Raw genomic sequence first — 18,489 nt, 5'->3', positions numbered from 1 at the left:
GGCAATTTCAACATGAAAACGTTCAAATCTGTGGCACTCGTCACCGCGGTTTCGCTGCTTGGCGCCGGCTTGGTCGGCTGCAGCGAAGAGAAAAAAGAAGAAAACACCGCCAATTGGACCGGCAAGATCACCATCTGGGACGGTCCGCGCTGGGCAGACGACAAAGAGAACAAATACCACTGGCTGGAGAAAGTGGCAGCCGATTTTGAAAAGAGCCACCAAGGCGTAGACGTGGAAATCGTGCAGGTGCCGTGGGCAGAGCTGAACGACAAGCTGGGCGTTTCGCTCGCTGGCAAAAACTTGCCGGACATCGCGCCGATCGACATCTCCGGCAACGGCGTCAACCCGATGTTCATCAAGCAAAAAGCGGTCGAGCCGCTCGATGAATACTTCACTGCAGACGAGAAGAAAGACTTCTACCCGAACGCGCTGGAAGCGTACACCACCGACGGCAAAATGTACGGCGTGCCGGCTGCGATGACCGTACACTCCTTGCTGCTCAACCTCGACATCTTCAAAGAGCGCAACGTGGAGCCGCCGAAAGACGGCATGTGGACATGGGCTGAATTCACCGACAAGATGAAGAAGCTGACCTACGACAAAAACGGCGACGGCACCACCGACGTCTATGGCTTCTCCACCTACATCAAGAACGGGTACTACGAAGCATGGCCGTTCCTGTACATGAACGGCGGCCGTCCGCTGAGCGGCGACGCATCGAAGTTTACGTTCGATTCTCCGGAAGCGCTCTCCGCGATGAAAGATCTGGCCGACCTGAAAGCGTCCGCCAAAGTCGCTCCGAAAGAAATGGGCTCCGGCGATGTCGGCGGCACGTGGAAAGCTTTCGCAGCCGGCAAAACGGTAGCGGTTGAGCCGTGGGCTACTTGGGCGATCTCCGCAGCGCAAGGCGCGAAGATGAACTTTATGGTTGCTTCCTACCCGACCAAAGACGGCAAGCCGGTTACGATCGGCGGCGTGGGCGGCTGGACGATGTTCCACCAGGAAGAAGAAGGCAAGAAGAAAGTATTGGCCGAACTGATGAAGGAACTGACTTCCACCGACAACCAAGTTCTGTCCGCGAAGAACTACGGCACCTTCCCGTCCCGCGTGTCGGCGATGGAGCAAAACCCGTTTGCTGATAACGTGCAAATGCAGCAGGCGCAAAAGCTGACCGAATACGCAGTGATGGTTCCGCGCCATGAGAACTGGAAGAAGATCGATGAAGCGATCCAGCAACAGCTGCAACTCGTGCTCAACGGCGAGAAGAAGCCGGAAGATGCGATGAAAGAAGCAAAATCCAAAGTTGACGAGCTGCTGAAGTAGTCTCGCTCACGCACTGTAACGCTCTTAGGGGGACCCTGCTTGCCAGGGTCCCCCTCACACTAAAAATACTGAACATCGGGGGGAACTGATGTGAAGGCCTCCAATGGACTGCTGCGCGAAATGTGGAAACAGCGGGCCGCCTACTTGTTTGTGCTGCCGAAGTTGATTTTGTTTGTGCTGTTTATCCTGATCCCCGTGTTCTGGGCGTTTATCATCGCGTTCCAGGAGTATGGATATTCGGGAAGCACTTGGGTTGGGTTGGATAACTTTATAAAGACGTTCCAGAGCGAGACGTTCCATGTCGCGCTGCTCAATACGCTAAAATACACGGTCTTTACAGTGCCGTTTACGATCATTTTGGCACTTGGTCTCGCCACGCTGATCTACCCGCTGGGCAGATGGTCGCAGAGCTTTTTCCGCGGCGCGTTTTATCTGCCGACCGTCACGTCGATGGTCATCATCGCGATGGTCTGGCGCTGGGTCTATAACTATCGGTTTGGTTTGTTTAACTACTTCCTCGACTTCTTGGGAATTCCGCCGCAGGACTGGCTGAACCAGTCAGATACGGCCTTGTGGGCGCTGATCATCATGAGTGTGCTGATCCCGCCGGGCGTGGGGATCATCATGTATCTGGCGGCGATGGGCTCGATTCCGGAGACTTTGTATGAGTCGGCGAAAATTGATGGCGCCAACGCGTTCCAGAGATGGTGGCGGATCACCGTGCCGCTGCTGAAGCCAACCACGCTGTATCTGATGATGCTGTCGCTGATCGGATCGTTTCAAGTGTTCATTCAGGTCATCCTGATGACGGGCGGCGGGCCCGGCGACGCGACGGAGACGATCGTGCATCTCATCTATAAGACGGCGTTCCGCGACTTGGAGTTTGGCCTGGCGTCTGCGCAGGCGGTTGTGCTGTTTATTATCACGCTGATCTTTGGGGTCGTGCAGTACCGCATCATGTACCGCAAAGGGGAAGAGTAGGAGGGGAAAACCATGGAATTGAGACGAGCATCTTCAAAGTTCATCACCTATACCGTCTTGGTGGTCTGGGCGATCATCTCCTTGCTTCCGCTGTACTGGGTATTCACGACCGCGTTTCAGCTTTCCGAATACCATGATGAGAAGACGGGACAAGTGATTTCCTATGTGGAATCGGAACCGCCCAAGCTGTATCCGATGGGGATTCCGTTATATTTTGAAGAGTGGGAAAAAGCCCGCGATGCCGAGGCGGCCGGAGATCTGGCCAAGGCGGAGCATTATCGCGAGCGGATGGACATGATCGTTGAAGATACGTTCTCCGGGTTTAAGACGTTGTTTGCCGGGACGAACATCTGGCGCTGGTTCTTCAACTCGGCGTATATCGCGATCGTGGTGACGCTGGGCATTTTGCTGCTCGACACGATGGCCGGGTATGTGCTGGCGAAAAAACGCTTTCCGGGCCGGAATTTCATTTTCTGGCTGATCATCGCCACGATGATGATTCCGGGGCAGATCACGCTGGTGCCGCTGTTTATGATGGTCGGGAAGCTCAACCTGATGAATACGCACTGGGCGTTGATTTTGCCAGACTTGTCGATGGTGTTTGGCGTGTTCTTGATGCGACAGTACATGCTGTCGATTCCGACTGAGCTGATCGAAGCGGCACGTATCGACGGCGCGTCGGAGTGGAAGACGTTCTGGAAGATCGTCGTGCCGCTGGCCAAACCGGCGTTGGCGACGCTTGGGATCTTTACGTTTATGAGCGTGTGGAACTCGTTTTTGTGGCCGATCATCGTGCTGGATAACGCGGACCTCTATACGCTGCCGGTGGGTCTGAAAACGCTGCAAGATCAGAACCTGGCGATCTTTAAGCTGCTGATGAGTGGTGCGGCGGTGGCGGCGGTGCCGATGATCATCGTGTTTATCGCCTTCCAGCGTTACTTCATCCGCGGCCTGACTTTGGGCGGCGTGAAAGAATGACGAACCTGCAGGCCGAACTGCGCCGGAGGGTGATCGAAGGCATCGGGCAGGCTGTCTTTCCTGGGGCTGAAGTCTATGTCCGGCAAAAAGGCGCTCTGGTGCTGCACGAAGCGTTTGGCCATGCGGAACTCACGCCGAATGTGCGGGTGCTGGAAAAGGGGATGCTGTTTGATGTGGCGTCGCTGACCAAAGTGATCGCGACGCTGCCGGCCGTCTTGCGTTCCGTGCAAGCGGGCAAGCTGTCCCTCGACCGCCCGATCGCCGACTACCTGCCGGAGTGGGCGGAGGAGGAGAGCAGACAAGGCGTCACCTTGACCCACCTGCTCACCCACACCTCCGGTTTGCCGGCTTGGCGGCCATACTATCTCAAGCTTCATTCTGCCGACCAGTACCTGCGGCAAATCTGCCGTGAGCCGCTCGAGTATCCGACCGGCACCCAAGTCATCTACAGCGACCTAGGTTTCCAACTCACTGGGATCATCCTCGAACGAGTCTGGCAGATGCCCTTGGCGGAGATCTGCCGCGAACTCGTTTTCGAGCCTCTCGGCATGAAGCACACTAGTTACTTGCCTGTCGGCAAAGGTACTGCTGATGTGCAATCTGCTACTACTGCAAGTCATACTGGTAATGCAAGTAGATACTCAAGCAAACAAACGACTGTGTTAAAAGAATTAGTTGTCTCAACAGAAGTTGGAAACGCGCTTGAGCATAGCATGTGCCGAGAGTACGCGGAACGGTGCCGCGAAGGTGAGTTGCCGACAAGCACTTTTACGATCTCTCAAGCAGATGTCGAAGCTTTACCGTGGCGCACCGAAACGATTGTGGGAGCGGTGCATGACGGCAACTGCTATTACGGGCTGCAGGGTGTGAGCGGACATGCGGGGCTGTTTTCGACGGTGGAGGATGTGGCTCGGTATTTGGCGATGTGGCGGTCGGAAGGGCAGGCAGGGGGACGGACATACTTAGACCGTGCCCTGATGCAGGCGGCCGTTCGCAATCGGACTGTGGGACTGAACCTCGCACGCGGACTCGGCTTCGAGAAAGCGTACACGCCTGGCGCATTCGGTCACACCGGCTTTACCGGGACTTCGATGTGGTATGACCCGGAGAGCGACACAGAAGCGGTCGTGCTGACCAACCGCGTTCATCCGCAGGTGAAAGCGGGCATCGTGGATTGGCGGCGCGGATTTCACAGCGCCGCTTTTCAATAGATGACAACAAAAAGGAGTGGAGCAGCGTGAAGATCTTGATCGAGCGGGATTACGACGCCATGAGCAAGCGCGCGGCCACATTGGTCGCGGAACAGATCCGCCTGCAGCCCGACCTCGTGCTGGGACTGGCCACCGGCAGCACACCGCTCGGGATGTACCGCAATCTCATTGAACTCGTCCGCCGCGGCGACCTCTCATTTGCCGCCGTCACGACGTTCAATCTTGATGAATATCTTGGCTTGGCTCCCGACCACCCGCAAAGCTATCGCACCTTTATGGAAGAAAAGCTGTTTCGCCACATCGACATCATACCGGTCAACACCCGCATCCCGCAAGGACTGCCCGACGACATCGCCCGCCACTGTGACGACTACGAACGGCAGATCGCCAAACACGACGGGATCGACATCCAGGTGCTTGGGATCGGCCGAAACGGACATATCGGATTTAACGAACCGGGGGAAGAATTTGGCAAGCTAACCCACTGCGTCACCTTGTCGGACAGCACTCGCCAAGCGAATGCCCGCTTTTTCTCACCACCGGAAGAAGTGCCGACCCATGCGATCACCATGGGACTGAAAAGCATCATGAACGCGCGCCGCGTCCTCTTGCTCGCCTCAGGCGCAGACAAAAGCGAAGCGGTCCGCCGTGCCGTCTGCGGCGATGTGACGGAAGACCATCCCGCCTCCGTGCTGCAACTGCATCCCAACTGCGTGTTTGTGCTTGATGACGCGGCTGCTGCCAAGCTTCCCGACGAGTTCCGGCAAAACAAGGAGATGGCGAAGTGAGCAAATTGGTTCTGCAAGGCAAATTGGTCTGCGAAGGGGCTGTGCTCGACGACGGTATCCTCGTCTGCGAAGAAGGCAAAATCACCTACGCCGGCCCGTCGCGCGGCGAAACCCCGGATCTGACGCACACCTCCGGCTACATCGTGCCCGGCTACGTGGACATCCACGTCCACGGCTCCAACGGGTATGACGTAATGGACGGCACGACCGATGCTGTGCAGGGCATCGCCCGTTCGCTGGCAACGTATGGCGTTACATCCTTTCTCGCCACCACGCTGACCGCCAGCATCGAGCGGCTGCATGAAGTCCTCGAATCGTGCAAAAAGACTGCCCGCAGCGACTCGCAAGGAGCCGGGCTGATCGGCGTCCATCTCGAAGGCCCGTGGATCAACACCAAACACAAAGGCGCGCAAAACGGCAGCCACGTGATCGGCCCGACCCTCGAAGACGCAGCCGCCCTGCTGCAAACAGGGGATGGTCTCGTCAAACTGGTCACCTTGGCGCCGGAGCACCCAAACGCCGCCGCCGTGACCGAATACCTGACCAGCCAAGGCGTCAAAGTCTCCGTTGGACACTCGGACGCCACCTACGATCAAGTCAAAGACGCGATCCCGCACGGCCTTGGCCACGTCACACACTGCTACAATGCGATGCGCCCGCTGCATCACCGCGAGCCGGGCGTCGTCGGCGCGGCGATGTATCACGACGAGCTGACCGCCGAACTGATTGCTGACGGCATTCACGTGCATCCCGTCGCGATGAGCATCCTCTACCGCTTGAAACAAAGCGACGGCCTTGTGCTCGTCTCAGACGGCATGCGCGCTGTCGGCATGGAGGACGGATCGTACGACCTCGGCGGTCTGAACGTCCGCATGCAAAATGGCGAAGCGCGCCTCGAAGACGGCACGCTGGCCGGCAGTACCTTGACGCTGGAGCAGGCTGTGCAAAACATGGTCACCCTCTGCAGAGTTCCGTTGCCGGACGCTGTGAAGATGGCGTCCGAAACGCCCGCCCGCGTGATCGGGGCAGGGGAGCGCAAAGGACGTCTGCAGTCCGGTTACGATGCTGATTTCCTGCTTCTCGACCCAAACTTACATGTCACCGCCACGTATCGCGGCGGCCAACTTCTCTACCAACGGCATTCCGAGTGATCGGAGTGCCGTTTCTTCTTTCCATAACATGTCTTATGTCACCAAGGCGGATGCCTGCATAAGATAGGTCGACAGTTGGAAACCGTGCGATTTTACAAGAATGAAATGGGGGCAAGGCAACATGGAGGGTTCCAAGATCACCTATGCGGTCGTCAAAGCCGGAGAGACCTGGGGAGATCTCGCAACACGCTATGAAGTCAGCATCGAAGAGTTGAAAAAATGGAACCGGGGCGTAAGCGATGTCGAAGCGGGCGACCTGGTGAAAGTCGTCCAAGAACCGCCGCACTTCGCGCATCGCCGCCGCGCACATTATGTGCTGGGCTTTTACACCGGCCCGATGGGCGCGACCATGCCGGGCAGCCAAGGCACACTGGAGCGGCAAGCTGACAAACTAAGCGCGATCGCGCCGTACTACTTTGACATCGACCGCAACAACCCGGGCCGGATCAAGGCGCGCGTCTCGCCGCAGCTGATCAAAGAGACGATCCGCGATGCGCACCAACGGGGCGTCAAAGTGCTCGCTTCGATCCACAACACCGACAAAAATCCAAACATCTCAGCGACCGAAGCGCTGCACAGCATCTTGCGGGCGCACAGGATGCCTTTTTTCAACAACCTGTTCGCGCTGCTGAACGAATATGGATTTGACGGGATCAATCTTGACTTTGAACATCTTCGACCGGGCGACAAACGCCTCTTCACCGACTTTGTGCGCGACCTGGCCCAACGGGCCCACGCCAAGAATTATACGATCACCGTCAATGTGCTTGGCGATGTGGCCAAAACGCCGTACTCGCTCGACTTCGATTATCCGGGGCTGGCCGAATCGGTCGATCACCTCGGCATCATGACCTACGACCAATACCGCCCGACACAGGCGGAACCGGGTCCTGTCGCCGGACTCCCTTGGGTATTGGGCACGATCCAAGCCGCGCTGAACGAAGGCGTGCCGCCGGAGAAAATTTTGCTGGGCATCGGCGTGTACGGCTATGACTGGACGGTGGGCCAGTCCAATCCGCGCGCCTTGTCGCACAGTGCGGTCGAAGCGCTGCGCCGCCGGGAAAATGCAACCGTTCAGTTTCACCCGACCCATAAAGTTCCGTTTTTTACCTACACCGACAGCAAAGGGCGGCAGCACGAAGTCTGGTATGAAGATGCGCGCAGCATCGCGCTGAAGCTCGATCTTGTGCGCCGACATAAACTGGCCGGGATCCTGCTCTGGCGGCTCGGTCTGGAAGATCCCAGCGCCTGGGGCGTGATCCAAGCAAAATTGGCACCGATCATCTAATGGAAGCGGAGGTGGGCATGTGTCCCAGACGCAGTTGACGTATGTGATCGTGCAAGCGGGCGATACCTTGGCATCGATTGCTAACCGTTATGTCACGACCGTTGGGACGATTGCCCGTCTGAACGGTTTGCAAAAAGAGGCCGTGCCCATCCCTGGATCGCTGTTGCATGTCCCCAAACCGCCACCGAAGCCGGAACCGAAACAAAAGCTGTTCCGGCCCCGCGTCCCGCGCTATGCATTTGCCGTTCACACCGGGCGGGAAGGGGTCTACCCTGGAAGCGACAAAGCGCTGCTCAAGGTGGGGGAAGAGGGCTTGACCGGTATTTTCCCCGTCTGGTTTCAGCCGTCGCCAACCGAACCGTGGGAATTGCAGTCTTTTGTAACGCCCGATGTGATCGAGTCGACGACGGCGGCCGCCCGCGAGCGCAGCGTACAAGTGTGGGCGATGCTCACCAATTCTTACTACACCGGCACCGTTTCCAGCAAAGAGGTCGCCCATCAGGCGATGACGTCCGATCCCGACCGGCTGCTCAACAATGTGCTGGCCACTTACACCCGCTTTGGTCTCGACGGCATCTTGCTCGACTGGTTTGACCTGTACGGAAATGATCAGGAACACTTCACCGTCTTTCTCTATAAACTTTCCGACATGTGCCGCCTCTATGGACTGAAACTGGCGCTGAACATCCCGCTGTATCCCGATGCGTCCGGCCAACCGGTTGCGGCGCTCGATCTGGAACAAGCAGGTCAGCACGCCGATCTTGTCTGCCTGCTGCTCAATACTGAACATCGCATGTACACTGTGGCTGGCCCTTTGTCCTCGATCAACTGGACCGAAAAAGGCATCCGGCACGCGTTGGAACAGGGCATCCCGCCGCACAAACTCCTGCTTGGCGTCGCCGGATATGCCTACGACTGGAAAGGGCGGAACGAAACGCCCGAATACCTGTCCTTCGAAGGGGCGATGAACCGCGCCCGCCAATACCGCACCAACGTCCAATTCGATCCGAAAAGCCAAACACCGACCTACCGCTACACAGACGGCAGCGGGGCGGAGCATCAGGTGTGGTTTGAAAACACCTCCAGCATGTCGCAAAAAATCACACTGGTCGACCGCTACGGACTCGCCGGCATCACGATGTGGCGCTTGGGGGTGGAAGATCCGGGTCTGTGGACGCTGCTCAGGTCGCGCTGGAACGAGGTCAAAAAGATGAAAAAATAAAAGCCCTTGCTCATCACGTCACGAGCAGGGCTTTTTGTCATGCTATTTTTGAGAGCTAGGGGACATAACATAATTACAGACAACTAAATGCTGACCTGATTGATATATGCGCCGGCGCTTTCCGACAGTTCGCGAATATCGTGCAAATAGCGCTCGGTGGTGCGCAAGCTCTCATGGCCCATCTGACGCTGCACCTGTAAAAGCGGCGCTTCCGCTTCTAAAGAAAACGTCGCGCAGGTATGGCGCAAAATGTGCGGCGAGATTCGGCGGGAGAGACCGGCCGCATCGGACAGTCGATACATCATGTCGCGCACACCGTTCTGGCGATAGCGCGTCATGCGGCGGGTGAAGAGGAGCGGTGTTTTGTCGCGGTGATCGAGCTCCGGGCTCATGCCGTTTTTCAAACGGAACTCTTGGAGCAGCGCCCAGACGTCCGGACGGATCAGCACCGGGCGGTCTTTGTCACCTTTCCCGCGCACCATCCAGCCGATGTTGCCGCGCATATCTTCATACAGATCACCCCAGTTGCCCTGGCAAAGTTCCTCGACGCGGACGCCGGTGGTGATCAGCAGCACGACGATCAGATAGGCGCGGTCGATCCGCTTGGCCGTTTCGATCAGCTTTTGCGCTTCGGCTACGGAAAGCGAACGTTTGTGTGTCGCCCGGATCGGCACGCGGGGAGCGGCGATCAGGACGGACGGGTTTTTCTGGATGTAACCGAGGCGATGTGCAAATAGGAACAGGGAGCGCATCACATTGATCATTCTCTGCTGGGTGGCCGACGCATAGTGTTGCAGGGTATAGCAGTATTCGACGAGCTGCACATAGGTGACCTGGGCGAGGGGAGTGCCAGCTATAAATTTCAAAAACGCTTCAAGGTCGCGGTGGTAGGCCTTGCGCGTCATCTTCGACCATTGCTTCGGACGGGGACGATTGAGGAAGAGGGTAATCAGATGTTCATCATGCAAGATCCCCATCTCTTGTGCTACACTAGGAACATGCGTTCCCATCAGTGCGGGAAGGCCACGAGTATCATCTGCCATAACTACCATTCCTTTCTTGTCAACTCTTTATATTCTTATTATAGCGATAACAGGTTATTATCGCCATATCTAATAGAAAAATAGTTTTTCAGTTCTTTTTCGCGCCGAAAGGTGATTGTTTACTGCGTAGTTCACATAATTCCGCCTTCTATATGCCTTTTTAAGGCGTTTATTTTTACAGGCAATACCTCTGGTACCCTAGAGGATAAAACAAAAAAACCGCCCAGCAGGCGGCCTTTTCGCTAGTTTCACTCAGATTTTGATTCTAAGAGCATGGAAAGCGAGTCTTCCCCGATCCCGCGGACGTTTCCGGCCCCCATGGTGAGGACGATGCCTTGTTGGTCTTGAGCGTACTGGCGCAGATAGGCAGTACCCTGAACCAGATCCTCGACAAAGGTCACCGTCTTGCCGCGTTTCCGGATCGCGTCGGCCAATTGTTCGGAGAGCTGATCACCGGGGTCCGCTTCACGAGCCGAGGAGAAGAGTTTCACCAACAAGACCTCATCGGACAGCGTGAGCGAATCGGCGAACTCTTGCAGGAATTTTTTCGTCCGTGAGTAGGTGTGCGGTTGGAACACGGTGATCAGGCGGTCATCCGGGAACGAGTTCTTCACCGCGCGCAACGTGGTTTGGATCTCGTTCGGGTGGTGCGCGTAATCATCGTACAGCTCCATTTTCCCCAGCCGGCCGAGGTAATCGAAGCGGCGGTAGACGCCTTGGAAATCCTGCAAGGATGCCTGCACCTTATCAAACGGAATGTTCAGGTGGCGGGCCAGCGCGATCGTTGCCAGAGCATTCAGTACATTGTGCTGCCCAAGTGAGCGGAATTGCACCGTTCCCAGCGGCACGCTGCCTTCCCAAACGTCAAAGCGCAGCACACCCCGCGTCTCTTGAATGTTCGTGGCGTAGATGTCATTGTTCGGCTGCAGACCAAAATACAGCACTTTCGCCTGCGTCTTCAGCGTCCGGCACCGCGCATCATCCCCGCAGGCGATGAGCAGGCCGTCAGCAGGCAGTTTGTCGACCATCTGCTGGAACGCCAGGTGCACATCGTCATGATCCTTGAAATAATCCGGGTGATCAAAATCGATGTTGTTGACGATCAGCATCTTCGGGTTGTAGTTGAGGAAGTTGCGCTTGTACTCGCAGGCTTCCGCGACCAGCAACCCGTCGCCAAACCGCGCGTTGCTGCCGATGTTGTAGTTTTTGCTGCCGATCACCACCATCGGATCGAGCTCGTGATGGGTCAGCAGCGCGCCGATCATCGAAGTGGTGGTCGTCTTGCCGTGCGTGCCGGAGATCAGCACCGCCGGGCGTTCCTTCGTGATCTTGCCGAGCAGTTCCGGATAGGTGTAGACGGGAATCCCGAGCTCCAGCGCCCGTTTGATTTCGATGTGCTCATGGTTGTATGCAGAAGAGTGGACAACGAGGTCCACATGTTCGACCTTTTCAGGAGACGGTAAGCCGATATATGTGATTCCCGCTTTCGAGAGCAGTTCATCTGTAAAAAACACTTCCTGACTGTCCGATCCGGACACCTCATAACCCATCCGAGCGTACAACTGCGCCAACGCGCTCATTCCAGTCCCTTTAATGCCTACAAAATGAATTTTTTTCATCGCTTTGCACCCTTTCTTCTAAAGGAGCGAGCTCCTGCGAATGGTGAGATGGGGGAGTGGTGTTACATAGTACGCACAACGCCCAAACGATGTGCCTATGGCGCTGGAAAGTCAATCCTGATCTGGATTGGCGAGGTGTTCGGGGTCCGGATGCAGCACCTCTTCGATAAAGGCTCTGCGCTCCGTTTCGGAGTTCATCAGCTTGTGTATGTAATCGGCGCTGCTCAGCTTGAGCCTCACATAATAATTTCGTTGAAACGAGCTCTCGAAGTGGGGGTCGTTCATCAGTTCCTGCCACCAGGGAGTCTCGTGAAGGTGTTCGGTTGCTTCCCGATGCTGTTTTGCTTCAGACCAAAAGCCCATGCCCATAGAGAAACGCCCTCCTTTTCTTGGTACTATACCCAAGAACGAGGAGGGCAAACCGTAAAAACGGGATGTTTTTTAAAAAATCGCGATGTAGAACCAGGCGATCTGGATACCGACCAGAATCACTTTCAAAAACGTGCCGGCCAAAAAGCTCAGCGCCGAACCAAAGCCGACTTTGACCACTTCGTCGCGCTTGCGACGCATGTACATCTCGCCGATCATCGCACCGACGATCGCCCCGAGCAGCGGGCCAAAGATCAGCGCGAGCGGGCCGAGGAAGGAGATCAAGAGCGGCAGGACAAACATCCCGATCGTGCCGCCGATCATACCGGCTTTCGAACCGCCCATCTTTTTGATCCCGAGCACTTGCGCCACGTTGTCGGACAGCATGCTGACGACGACCAGCACCGCCTGTCCGATCCAAAACGCCGTGGAAAACGGTTCAAAATCAACCATCCATCCGTAGATCAAGGCACCGGGAATGACCAGCAGCGCACCGCCTGGAAAAACGGGCACCAGCGTGGTGAACATAGCGCCGAGCATAAACAGCGAGGCGATGATGATGGCAAGTACCTGCATTGCAATATCCAACTGAAATCCACTCCTTTTTCTGCTTACCTCTAGTAGTACGAAGCTCCCGGTCATAAGTTGCAGACAAGCCCGATTGAGCCGTCTGCGCTCCCACAATGGCTGCTCTTTCCATAAGATAATCGGAAACGGACAGAAAGGCAACCGCCAAAAATGGACGGTGCCGGGTGAGGGAGCGAACGTCAAGGGAGGTGAACCTATGCGGATCTTCGTACTGAGCAACGAATTTCACCCGCTGATCATCGGGGGCTTAGGCATTGTCGCCACCGAGCTGGCTCAGCGGCTAGCCTCCGATGAATCCAGCCAGATCACCGTGCTGACCAAAGGTCCCAAGCGTTATGGTCAGGTCAAAACGCACAACAACCTGAAAGTCGTGCGCTTCCCCCGGCACTCGAACTATACATCGCAAACTCATTTTTATGCAGAGCCAATCACACGATGGCTCCTCGAACAAAGGGATGCCCCGCCCGACTTGATGCATGTGCACAGCGTCCAGTGTCAGGAACTGGCGCTGCACCTCAAGTCAAAATGGGACATCCCGCTCGTGTACACCTGCCATTCGCTCGTCCGCCATGAAAAATCGACCTTGGCGCGCGACGAATTGGCCCGGCGGCAAGAGCTGCTGCTCGACGCCGCCGATCACATCACCGTGCCCAGCCCTTGGCTGCAACAGGAGATCCCCTGTCAGGAGAAGATCACGGTGATCCCAAACGGTGTCACTTTGAGCACCGCCCAACATCGGGCACCGCTTCACCATCTTTTGTTTGTTGGCCGGTTGGTGCGGGCCAAAGGGATCGAAGAGCTGCTGCACGCGCTGGCGTTGCTGCGTCAAGGCAATCCAGCCGTGCAGCTCACCGTCATCGGGTCCGGTTCTGAACGCTATACGCTTTATTTGCATAGGCTGTGTGAACACCTTGGACTGACCGGTGCGGTGCGGTGGCTGGGAGCGCGTACCCACTCGGAAGTGCAGCGTGCCTATCGTGCAGCCGGGGCGGTCATGGTGCCAAGCCACAGCGAATCGTTTGGACTGGTGGCGCTGGAAGCGCTTGCTGCCGGCGTTCCGCTCGTCTCGACCCAAAGCGGCGGACTGGAGCATTATGTGGATGAAACAACCGCCTCGGTGATCTCCGCTCCCGAGCCGCAGAGGATCGCTGCTGCCGTCAAGTCGATGTGGCAGCAGCCGGAGCAAACGGCAAAACGGCAGGAAGCGGGACGGGGAGTGGCCGCACGTTTTGACTGGTCGGAGATCGCTTACCGCTACGGAGCGCTGTTTCGTGCGTTGATTTCGGAAAGGGGGAGCAGGAATGCCTAAACAACATTGGATTCTCGAACGACCCTGGAAAGAAAAGCGCCAAGGGCAGGTCTGGGTGGTGCGTGACGACCACAACACGCGCGGGTATTTTAAGTTTGCAACCAAAGAGCAGTGGTACTTTTCCGGTCCGATGATCGCCAACGAGATCATTGCGGCTACGCTCGCCAAACGGCTCGGTTTCCCCGTCAGCAAGTTGGAGATGGCGACCGTCTGGGGCCCGGGCGGCATCCCGCAGGAAGGGATCGTCTCCGTGCAGGTCGATGCTGAAGAAGTGATCACGTGGCGGGAAGCTCCATCGTCGGTCAAAGCAGACCCCGAACAGCACGTCGAACAGTTTGATCTGCTTCTCCAGATGGTCGTGTTTGATGCGTGGATCGCCAACATCGACCGGGCGAAAGGCAAGAACCTGATCCTCTACCGCGATAATCCCGGCGAAAAATATAAATGGTACCTGATCGACCATGGCCATACCCTGTTTGGCTCACCGCGCAAATGGAAGCGTGGAGCGTGGAACGCGCCGCTGTGGGAGCAGCTCTGGCGCTTTTACAACGTGCCGCAAGGACTCTTGGCCGCCCAATCGGACAAAGAGCGGCTGGAGCCGATGATTCAAAAAATCGAAGTCATGCGCATGTCAGAAATCGATGCCGCTTTGCGTGCCGTCCCGCGCGGATACTTGCAGACGCGCGACCGCCAGTTTATCAAACGCCTCCTCTTGTACCGGCAGAAGCGCATCCGCACGATCATCGAACGCTGGCTGGCATACCCTGGAGCCAAAGAATGCAACACCTGACAAAACCGCTCATCAGGAGCGGTTTTTTGCTTTTTTGGCAACACTAAGGGCACTTATGAAATGCGCAGAGGAGGGAGCCGCATGTTTTTTCACCCGATGGACATTTTGATCTTCATCGCGTTTGGCCTGTCGCTGTGGGCACAGTTTCAAGTCTCAGGGAATTTCAAACGCTGGGAGAAAGTCCCGGCCTCTTCCGGGCTGACCGGGGAACAGGCTGCGCGGACACTGCTTGACCGCCAAGGACTGCACGACGTTCCGGTCGAACCGGTGCCGGGAAGGCTCAGCGACCATTATGACCCGATTCACCGCGTCGTACGCTTGTCCGAGCCGGTCTATTACGGCCATTCGATCGCCTCGCTGTCGGTCGCCTGCCATGAGGTCGGACACGCCATTCAGCACAAAGCGTCCTATCCGATGCTGGTGCTGCGCCACCGCATTTTCCCGGTTGTGCGCTTTGCGTCCGGGGCGGCGCCTTATCTGCTGATCGCCGGGATCTTGCTTGGCGCAACCGGGCTGACCGGATTTGGCATCCTCTTGTTCTCCGTGGCGGTGGCGTTTCAAGTGATCACGCTGCCGGTGGAGTTTAACGCCAGCTCGCGGGCAAAAGCGCTGATGGTCGGGGAAGGGTTTATCCGAAATGAGGAAGAGCATGGCGTAAACAAAGTGCTGAATGCGGCCGCGCTGACCTATGTGGCGGCAGCGCTTATCTCGATCCTGCAGCTGTTAAAATTCGTGATGATCTTTGCCGGTCAGCAGCGCGACGACTAAGCGGACGCCAAAAGACCAGGGAGCGCATCCCTGGTCTTTTATGCGTGATTTATTCATTTAGTCGTCGCTGCCAAAATCTCCGGAATCATAGTCGCCGCTGTCAGAGGAGTCGTCTCCGTCGAACACCAGATCGTCGATCGCATATCCTGCGATGCCAGCCGAGAGCACGGCGGCGTCGTGATGGTGATGGTGCTTGTGTTTGCCGCGTACTTTCGGCAGGGAAGGGTAGCGGTTCGGACTTGGGTTGTTCAGTTCCGCCTCCAGCGTTTGATGCAGCGTATTTAATGTAGCATCCGGATTGGCCAGCAGGTCTTTCGTAAGCAGCATGTTGAAATGAATCTCATCCAAATCGAGCGAATCGGCCAGTGCGCCGAGCAGCCCTTTGCCTTTTTTGTCGATCTCCACGTGCATGCGCACGCCGTTCGCTTCGGTGATGTACACGACTTCCAGTTCGGAGATGCGGCCGGCAAACGGGCCTTCCATCGGGCGGTATTCGAACTCCTGGTAGTAACCGTTAAAGACGCCCGACTCAAATTTTTCGGTGAAGCCGAGCTTATGCAATGCGCTCTGCACGGTCGCGATCGACAGGTTCGGCAACACGCCAAATTCGTCAAAATCGTGCTTGTCGAGCGCTTCCGGAATGTCGAGGCGGGTATGGTAGGTATAGCGGACATAACGGGAGGTCTGTGGCAGTTCCGGCAGCAAATGGCGGAACGGGAACTCCAACTTGTCACCCGGTTTGACCTGCAGGTTGCGGGCGACGGTCAGCGATTGAATGCGGCTGCGGGCCGTGCGGTCATCGAGCTTCATTTCCATGTTGAAATCAACGTTGATCGCGTCGATCTGCTGCTCTACGTTGCCCCCTTCGACCAAGATCTTGCCGATCACTTCTTCGCCGATGCGGCCGCGGGCGTCATCTAAGACGAGATTGACGGTGGCGGCACCGATCCCAATTTTTGAAAGAAACTTTTTAAACAACTGGAATTTCCCCCTTCTATGTAGGCACTGCATTGCATTTAAGTGCTGCTAATGCTTCCAGTATATCACAAAGATTCGAAACAAATGATGGGAAAACACGTATAAGAGCATGCGCGCATTTTCATAAACAAGAGGATGCGCCGCATGAAAAGGGAGTGATCCGATGAAAAATCAACACGATCGCGTCGTGCTCGTCACCGGAGCCGCGCAGGGAATTGGCCGTTCAGTTGCGGAAACGTATGCAGCGCACGACGCCACAGTGATCGCCGTTGACAAGGAGCCATGGGCTCCGGAAAATACGATTGGCATGCAGACCGACCTGCGCGATCCGCAGGCGATCGAGAATTTGTTCAGCCAGATTCGTGAAAAATTCGGCCGCTTGGACGTCCTGATCAACAACGCCGGCGTGTCGCGCTGGCAATCGCCTTATGAACTCACCGTGGAGGAGTGGGACGATATTCTCAATCTCAACCTGCGCGGCACGTTTCTTTGCGCCCGCGAAGCGGCCAAGCTGATGAAAGAAAACGGCGGCGGAAAAATCGTCAACATGTGCTCCACGCGCGCCTTGATGTCCGAGCCGAACACAGAAGCGTATGCCGCTTCCAAAGGAGGCATCCTCGCGCTCACCCATGCGCTCGCCGTCTCGCTGGGCCCTGATCGCATCCAAGTCAATGCGATCTCCCCGGGCTGGATCGAAACGGGGGACTACAGCCAGTTGCGCGAGGAAGATCACACCCAGCATCCGGCGGGACGTGTGGGACGGCCTGCCGATATCGCCAACGCCTGCCTTTATCTGACCGATCCGGCCAACGACTTCATCACCGGCGCCAATCTCGTCATCGACGGCGGCATGACACGCAAGATGATCTATTTGGAATAGGAAAATGATACGGTGAGATTTCGTTGACTTCAGCAAATATTTCGCGGTATTTAGTTGACTCAGGCAAATATCTAGCCGACAATAGAGGAAAAAGGAGGCAGGATCATGTCTGATACTACGCTCGACTCCCGGATTCACTCTGTTCGGCATTTTAAGCGTTTCATCACCCGCCAGCTCGGCGTCTTGCGCGAAGGCCTGCTGCACAGCCCTTATTCGCTGACCGAGTCCCGCATTTTGTTTGAACTCGCACACCGCGACGACCTGACCGCATCCGATCTCACGCGGGAACTTGGCCTCGACGCCGGTTATCTCAGCCGCATCTTAGCCCGGCTGGAACAACAGGGACTGATCGAAAAGGTGCGCTCCGAAACGGATGGACGGCAGCGTTATCTTCATTTAACTGCCGAGGGCAACGCAGCGTCCGATCTGCTCGAACAGCTCTCCAACGACGAGGTCGGGGAAATGCTGGTCGAGCTGACCGAAGAAGATCAGGAACGCCTGCTCAAAGCGATGCATACGATCGAAAGCGTGCTCGACAAAGGACTCAAATTTTCCGAACCGTATTATCTCCGCCCGCACGAGCCGGGTGACATGGGCTGGATCACGCACCGCCACGGCGTGCTGTACGCGAAAGAGTACGGCTGGGACGAGCGCTTCGAAGCTCTTGTCGCGCAGATCTGCGCTGATTTTGTCAACAACTTCAACCCGGGCAAGGAACGGTGCTGGATCGCCGAGATGAACGGGGAGATCGTGGGCAGCGTCTTTGTGGTGCAAGCGAGCGACACGGTGGCCAAACTCCGCCTGCTGCTCGTCGAGCCTTCCGCGCGCGGCTTAGGGCTTGGCAAGCGCTTGGTCGATGAATGCATCCGCTTCTCGAAGCGGGCCGGCTATGAAAAGCTGGTGCTGTGGACCAACTCGGTGCTGGATACGGCCAGGCATATCTATCAGACAGCAGGGTTTGAAAAAGTGGCTGCCGAGCCGCACAACGACTTTGGCGAAGGTTTGATCGGGGAGACTTGGGAGTTGAAATTGTAACAGGAATTGACTAAATGGAAAATTTAAGGAACTTTCCTCATACTGGGGGAAGTTCCTTTTTTCTGTTTAGTTTCATCAATAGAATTCATTCAATATAACGGAAATGTCCGCAACATCTCTTATTATTTATATTCAATCAGGAAGGTATTATCAATTTTCCACAGTATA

The 18,489-nt window shown here is 56.4% G+C and carries 18 protein-coding genes; 13 read left to right on the top strand and 5 right to left on the bottom strand.

Features of this window, described 5'->3' with window-relative positions:
* Positions 1–12: 12 nt before the first annotated feature.
* The 8 genes from CBW65_RS19235 to CBW65_RS19200 all read left to right on the top strand — a co-directional run bounded on the left by CBW65_RS19235 (position 13) and on the right by CBW65_RS19200 (position 8,942).
* Positions 13–1,323: a sugar ABC transporter substrate-binding protein gene (locus tag CBW65_RS19235; protein WP_087458219.1), complete on the top strand. Its 1,311-nt coding sequence runs from the start codon at positions 13–15 to the stop codon at positions 1,321–1,323.
* 90 nt (positions 1,324–1,413) lie between these two features.
* Positions 1,414–2,304, top strand: coding sequence for a carbohydrate ABC transporter permease (locus CBW65_RS19230; RefSeq protein ID WP_232463370.1), 891 nt, complete (start codon positions 1,414–1,416; stop codon positions 2,302–2,304).
* Positions 2,305–2,316: 12 nt separating this feature from the next.
* A complete protein-coding gene (locus tag CBW65_RS19225) occupies positions 2,317–3,282 on the top strand; it encodes a carbohydrate ABC transporter permease (RefSeq protein WP_087458218.1) in 966 nt (321 codons plus the stop codon).
* Complete coding sequence (locus CBW65_RS19220) at positions 3,279–4,493, top strand: serine hydrolase domain-containing protein (protein ID WP_087458217.1); 1,215 nt, start codon at positions 3,279–3,281, stop codon at positions 4,491–4,493. Before CBW65_RS19225 ends, CBW65_RS19220 begins: the two co-directional genes overlap by 4 nt.
* Positions 4,494–4,519: 26 nt before the next feature.
* Positions 4,520–5,281, top strand: coding sequence for a glucosamine-6-phosphate deaminase (gene nagB, locus CBW65_RS19215; protein ID WP_087458216.1), 762 nt, complete (start codon positions 4,520–4,522; stop codon positions 5,279–5,281).
* On the top strand, positions 5,278–6,432 hold the full coding sequence (gene nagA / locus CBW65_RS19210) for an N-acetylglucosamine-6-phosphate deacetylase (RefSeq protein WP_087458215.1): 1,155 nt from the start codon (positions 5,278–5,280) through the stop codon (positions 6,430–6,432). The genes nagB and nagA overlap by 4 nt, the downstream gene beginning before the upstream one ends.
* A 121-nt stretch (positions 6,433–6,553) precedes the next feature.
* A complete protein-coding gene (locus tag CBW65_RS19205) occupies positions 6,554–7,720 on the top strand; it encodes a LysM peptidoglycan-binding domain-containing protein (protein WP_198299853.1) in 1,167 nt (388 codons plus the stop codon).
* Between the two features lie 19 nt (positions 7,721–7,739).
* On the top strand, positions 7,740–8,942 hold the full coding sequence (locus CBW65_RS19200; protein ID WP_087458213.1) for a LysM peptidoglycan-binding domain-containing protein: 1,203 nt from the start codon (positions 7,740–7,742) through the stop codon (positions 8,940–8,942).
* 83 nt (positions 8,943–9,025) lie between these two features.
* Here CBW65_RS19200 and CBW65_RS19195 read toward each other — a convergent pair whose 3' ends face one another.
* The 4 genes from CBW65_RS19195 to CBW65_RS19180 all read right to left on the bottom strand — a co-directional run bounded on the left by CBW65_RS19195 (position 9,026) and on the right by CBW65_RS19180 (position 12,561).
* Entirely contained in the window at positions 9,026–9,985 is a 960-nt protein-coding gene (locus tag CBW65_RS19195) for a tyrosine-type recombinase/integrase (protein ID WP_198299666.1), read from the bottom strand.
* Positions 9,986–10,233: 248 nt separating this feature from the next.
* The gene (murC, locus tag CBW65_RS19190) at positions 10,234–11,604 is read right to left on the bottom strand and encodes a UDP-N-acetylmuramate--L-alanine ligase (RefSeq protein ID WP_087458211.1); all 1,371 of its coding nucleotides are present in this window, start codon (positions 11,602–11,604) and stop codon (positions 10,234–10,236) included.
* Between the two features lie 111 nt (positions 11,605–11,715).
* On the bottom strand, positions 11,716–11,973 hold the full coding sequence (locus CBW65_RS19185; protein WP_087458210.1) for a hypothetical protein: 258 nt from the start codon (positions 11,971–11,973) through the stop codon (positions 11,716–11,718).
* Between the two features lie 72 nt (positions 11,974–12,045).
* Positions 12,046–12,561: a DUF456 domain-containing protein gene (locus tag CBW65_RS19180; protein ID WP_157722064.1), complete on the bottom strand. Its 516-nt coding sequence runs from the start codon at positions 12,559–12,561 to the stop codon at positions 12,046–12,048.
* A gap of 196 nt (positions 12,562–12,757) precedes the next feature.
* Here CBW65_RS19180 and CBW65_RS19175 point away from each other — a divergent pair, with 196 nt between their 5' ends.
* The 3 genes from CBW65_RS19175 (at position 12,758) to CBW65_RS19165 (ending at position 15,428) form a co-directional block, all read left to right on the top strand.
* The gene (locus CBW65_RS19175; RefSeq protein ID WP_087458208.1) at positions 12,758–13,870 is read left to right on the top strand and encodes a glycosyltransferase family 4 protein; all 1,113 of its coding nucleotides are present in this window, start codon (positions 12,758–12,760) and stop codon (positions 13,868–13,870) included.
* Entirely contained in the window at positions 13,863–14,660 is a 798-nt protein-coding gene (locus CBW65_RS19170) for a HipA family kinase (protein WP_087458207.1), read from the top strand. Before CBW65_RS19175 ends, CBW65_RS19170 begins: the two co-directional genes overlap by 8 nt.
* An 81-nt stretch (positions 14,661–14,741) precedes the next feature.
* Positions 14,742–15,428 (top strand): zinc metallopeptidase, encoded by a 687-nt coding sequence (locus CBW65_RS19165; protein ID WP_087458206.1) that lies wholly within the window; start codon positions 14,742–14,744, stop codon positions 15,426–15,428.
* A 57-nt stretch (positions 15,429–15,485) separates the two neighbouring features.
* On the opposite strand, the gene CBW65_RS19160 is transcribed toward CBW65_RS19165, so the two are convergent.
* Positions 15,486–16,406 carry a sporulation protein gene (locus tag CBW65_RS19160; RefSeq protein ID WP_157722063.1) on the bottom strand — a complete coding sequence of 307 codons (921 nt, stop codon included), beginning with the start codon at positions 16,404–16,406 and terminating at the stop codon, positions 15,486–15,488.
* Between the two features lie 163 nt (positions 16,407–16,569).
* Between CBW65_RS19160 and CBW65_RS19155 the strand changes: the two genes are divergently transcribed.
* Positions 16,570–17,286, top strand: a complete 717-nt coding sequence (locus tag CBW65_RS19155; protein WP_087458204.1) for an SDR family NAD(P)-dependent oxidoreductase — start codon at positions 16,570–16,572, stop codon at positions 17,284–17,286.
* Between the two features lie 105 nt (positions 17,287–17,391).
* Positions 17,392–18,321: a bifunctional helix-turn-helix transcriptional regulator/GNAT family N-acetyltransferase gene (locus CBW65_RS19150; RefSeq protein WP_087458203.1), complete on the top strand. Its 930-nt coding sequence runs from the start codon at positions 17,392–17,394 to the stop codon at positions 18,319–18,321.
* Positions 18,322–18,489 lie beyond the last annotated feature (168 nt).

The organism is Tumebacillus avium (assembly GCF_002162355.1).
Taxonomy (GTDB): Bacteria; Bacillota; Bacilli; order Tumebacillales; family Tumebacillaceae; genus Tumebacillus_A; species Tumebacillus_A avium.
The sequence above is the reverse complement of the archived record's forward strand: the minus strand, read 5'-3'. Positions and strand labels throughout refer to the sequence as shown.

What these genes read in the sequence shown, in the direction of transcription:
- CBW65_RS19235 (WP_087458219.1), top strand. Translation starts at nt 13, where the DNA reads ATGAAAACGTTCAAATCTGTGGCACTCGTCACCGCGGTTTCGCTGCTT.
- CBW65_RS19225 (WP_087458218.1), top strand. Translation starts at nt 2,317, where the DNA reads ATGGAATTGAGACGAGCATCTTCAAAGTTCATCACCTATACCGTCTTG.
- CBW65_RS19220 (WP_087458217.1), top strand. Translation starts at nt 3,279, where the DNA reads ATGACGAACCTGCAGGCCGAACTGCGCCGGAGGGTGATCGAAGGCATC.
- CBW65_RS19205 (WP_198299853.1), top strand. Translation starts at nt 6,554, where the DNA reads ATGGAGGGTTCCAAGATCACCTATGCGGTCGTCAAAGCCGGAGAGACC.
- CBW65_RS19195 (WP_198299666.1), bottom strand. Translation starts at nt 9,985, where the DNA reads ATGGCAGATGATACTCGTGGCCTTCCCGCACTGATGGGAACGCATGTT.
- murC (WP_087458211.1), bottom strand. Translation starts at nt 11,604, where the DNA reads ATGAAAAAAATTCATTTTGTAGGCATTAAAGGGACTGGAATGAGCGCG.
- CBW65_RS19185 (WP_087458210.1), bottom strand. Translation starts at nt 11,973, where the DNA reads ATGGGCATGGGCTTTTGGTCTGAAGCAAAACAGCATCGGGAAGCAACC.
- CBW65_RS19175 (WP_087458208.1), top strand. Translation starts at nt 12,758, where the DNA reads ATGCGGATCTTCGTACTGAGCAACGAATTTCACCCGCTGATCATCGGG.
- CBW65_RS19170 (WP_087458207.1), top strand. Translation starts at nt 13,863, where the DNA reads ATGCCTAAACAACATTGGATTCTCGAACGACCCTGGAAAGAAAAGCGC.
- CBW65_RS19165 (WP_087458206.1), top strand. Translation starts at nt 14,742, where the DNA reads ATGTTTTTTCACCCGATGGACATTTTGATCTTCATCGCGTTTGGCCTG.
- CBW65_RS19155 (WP_087458204.1), top strand. Translation starts at nt 16,570, where the DNA reads ATGAAAAATCAACACGATCGCGTCGTGCTCGTCACCGGAGCCGCGCAG.
- CBW65_RS19150 (WP_087458203.1), top strand. Translation starts at nt 17,392, where the DNA reads ATGTCTGATACTACGCTCGACTCCCGGATTCACTCTGTTCGGCATTTT.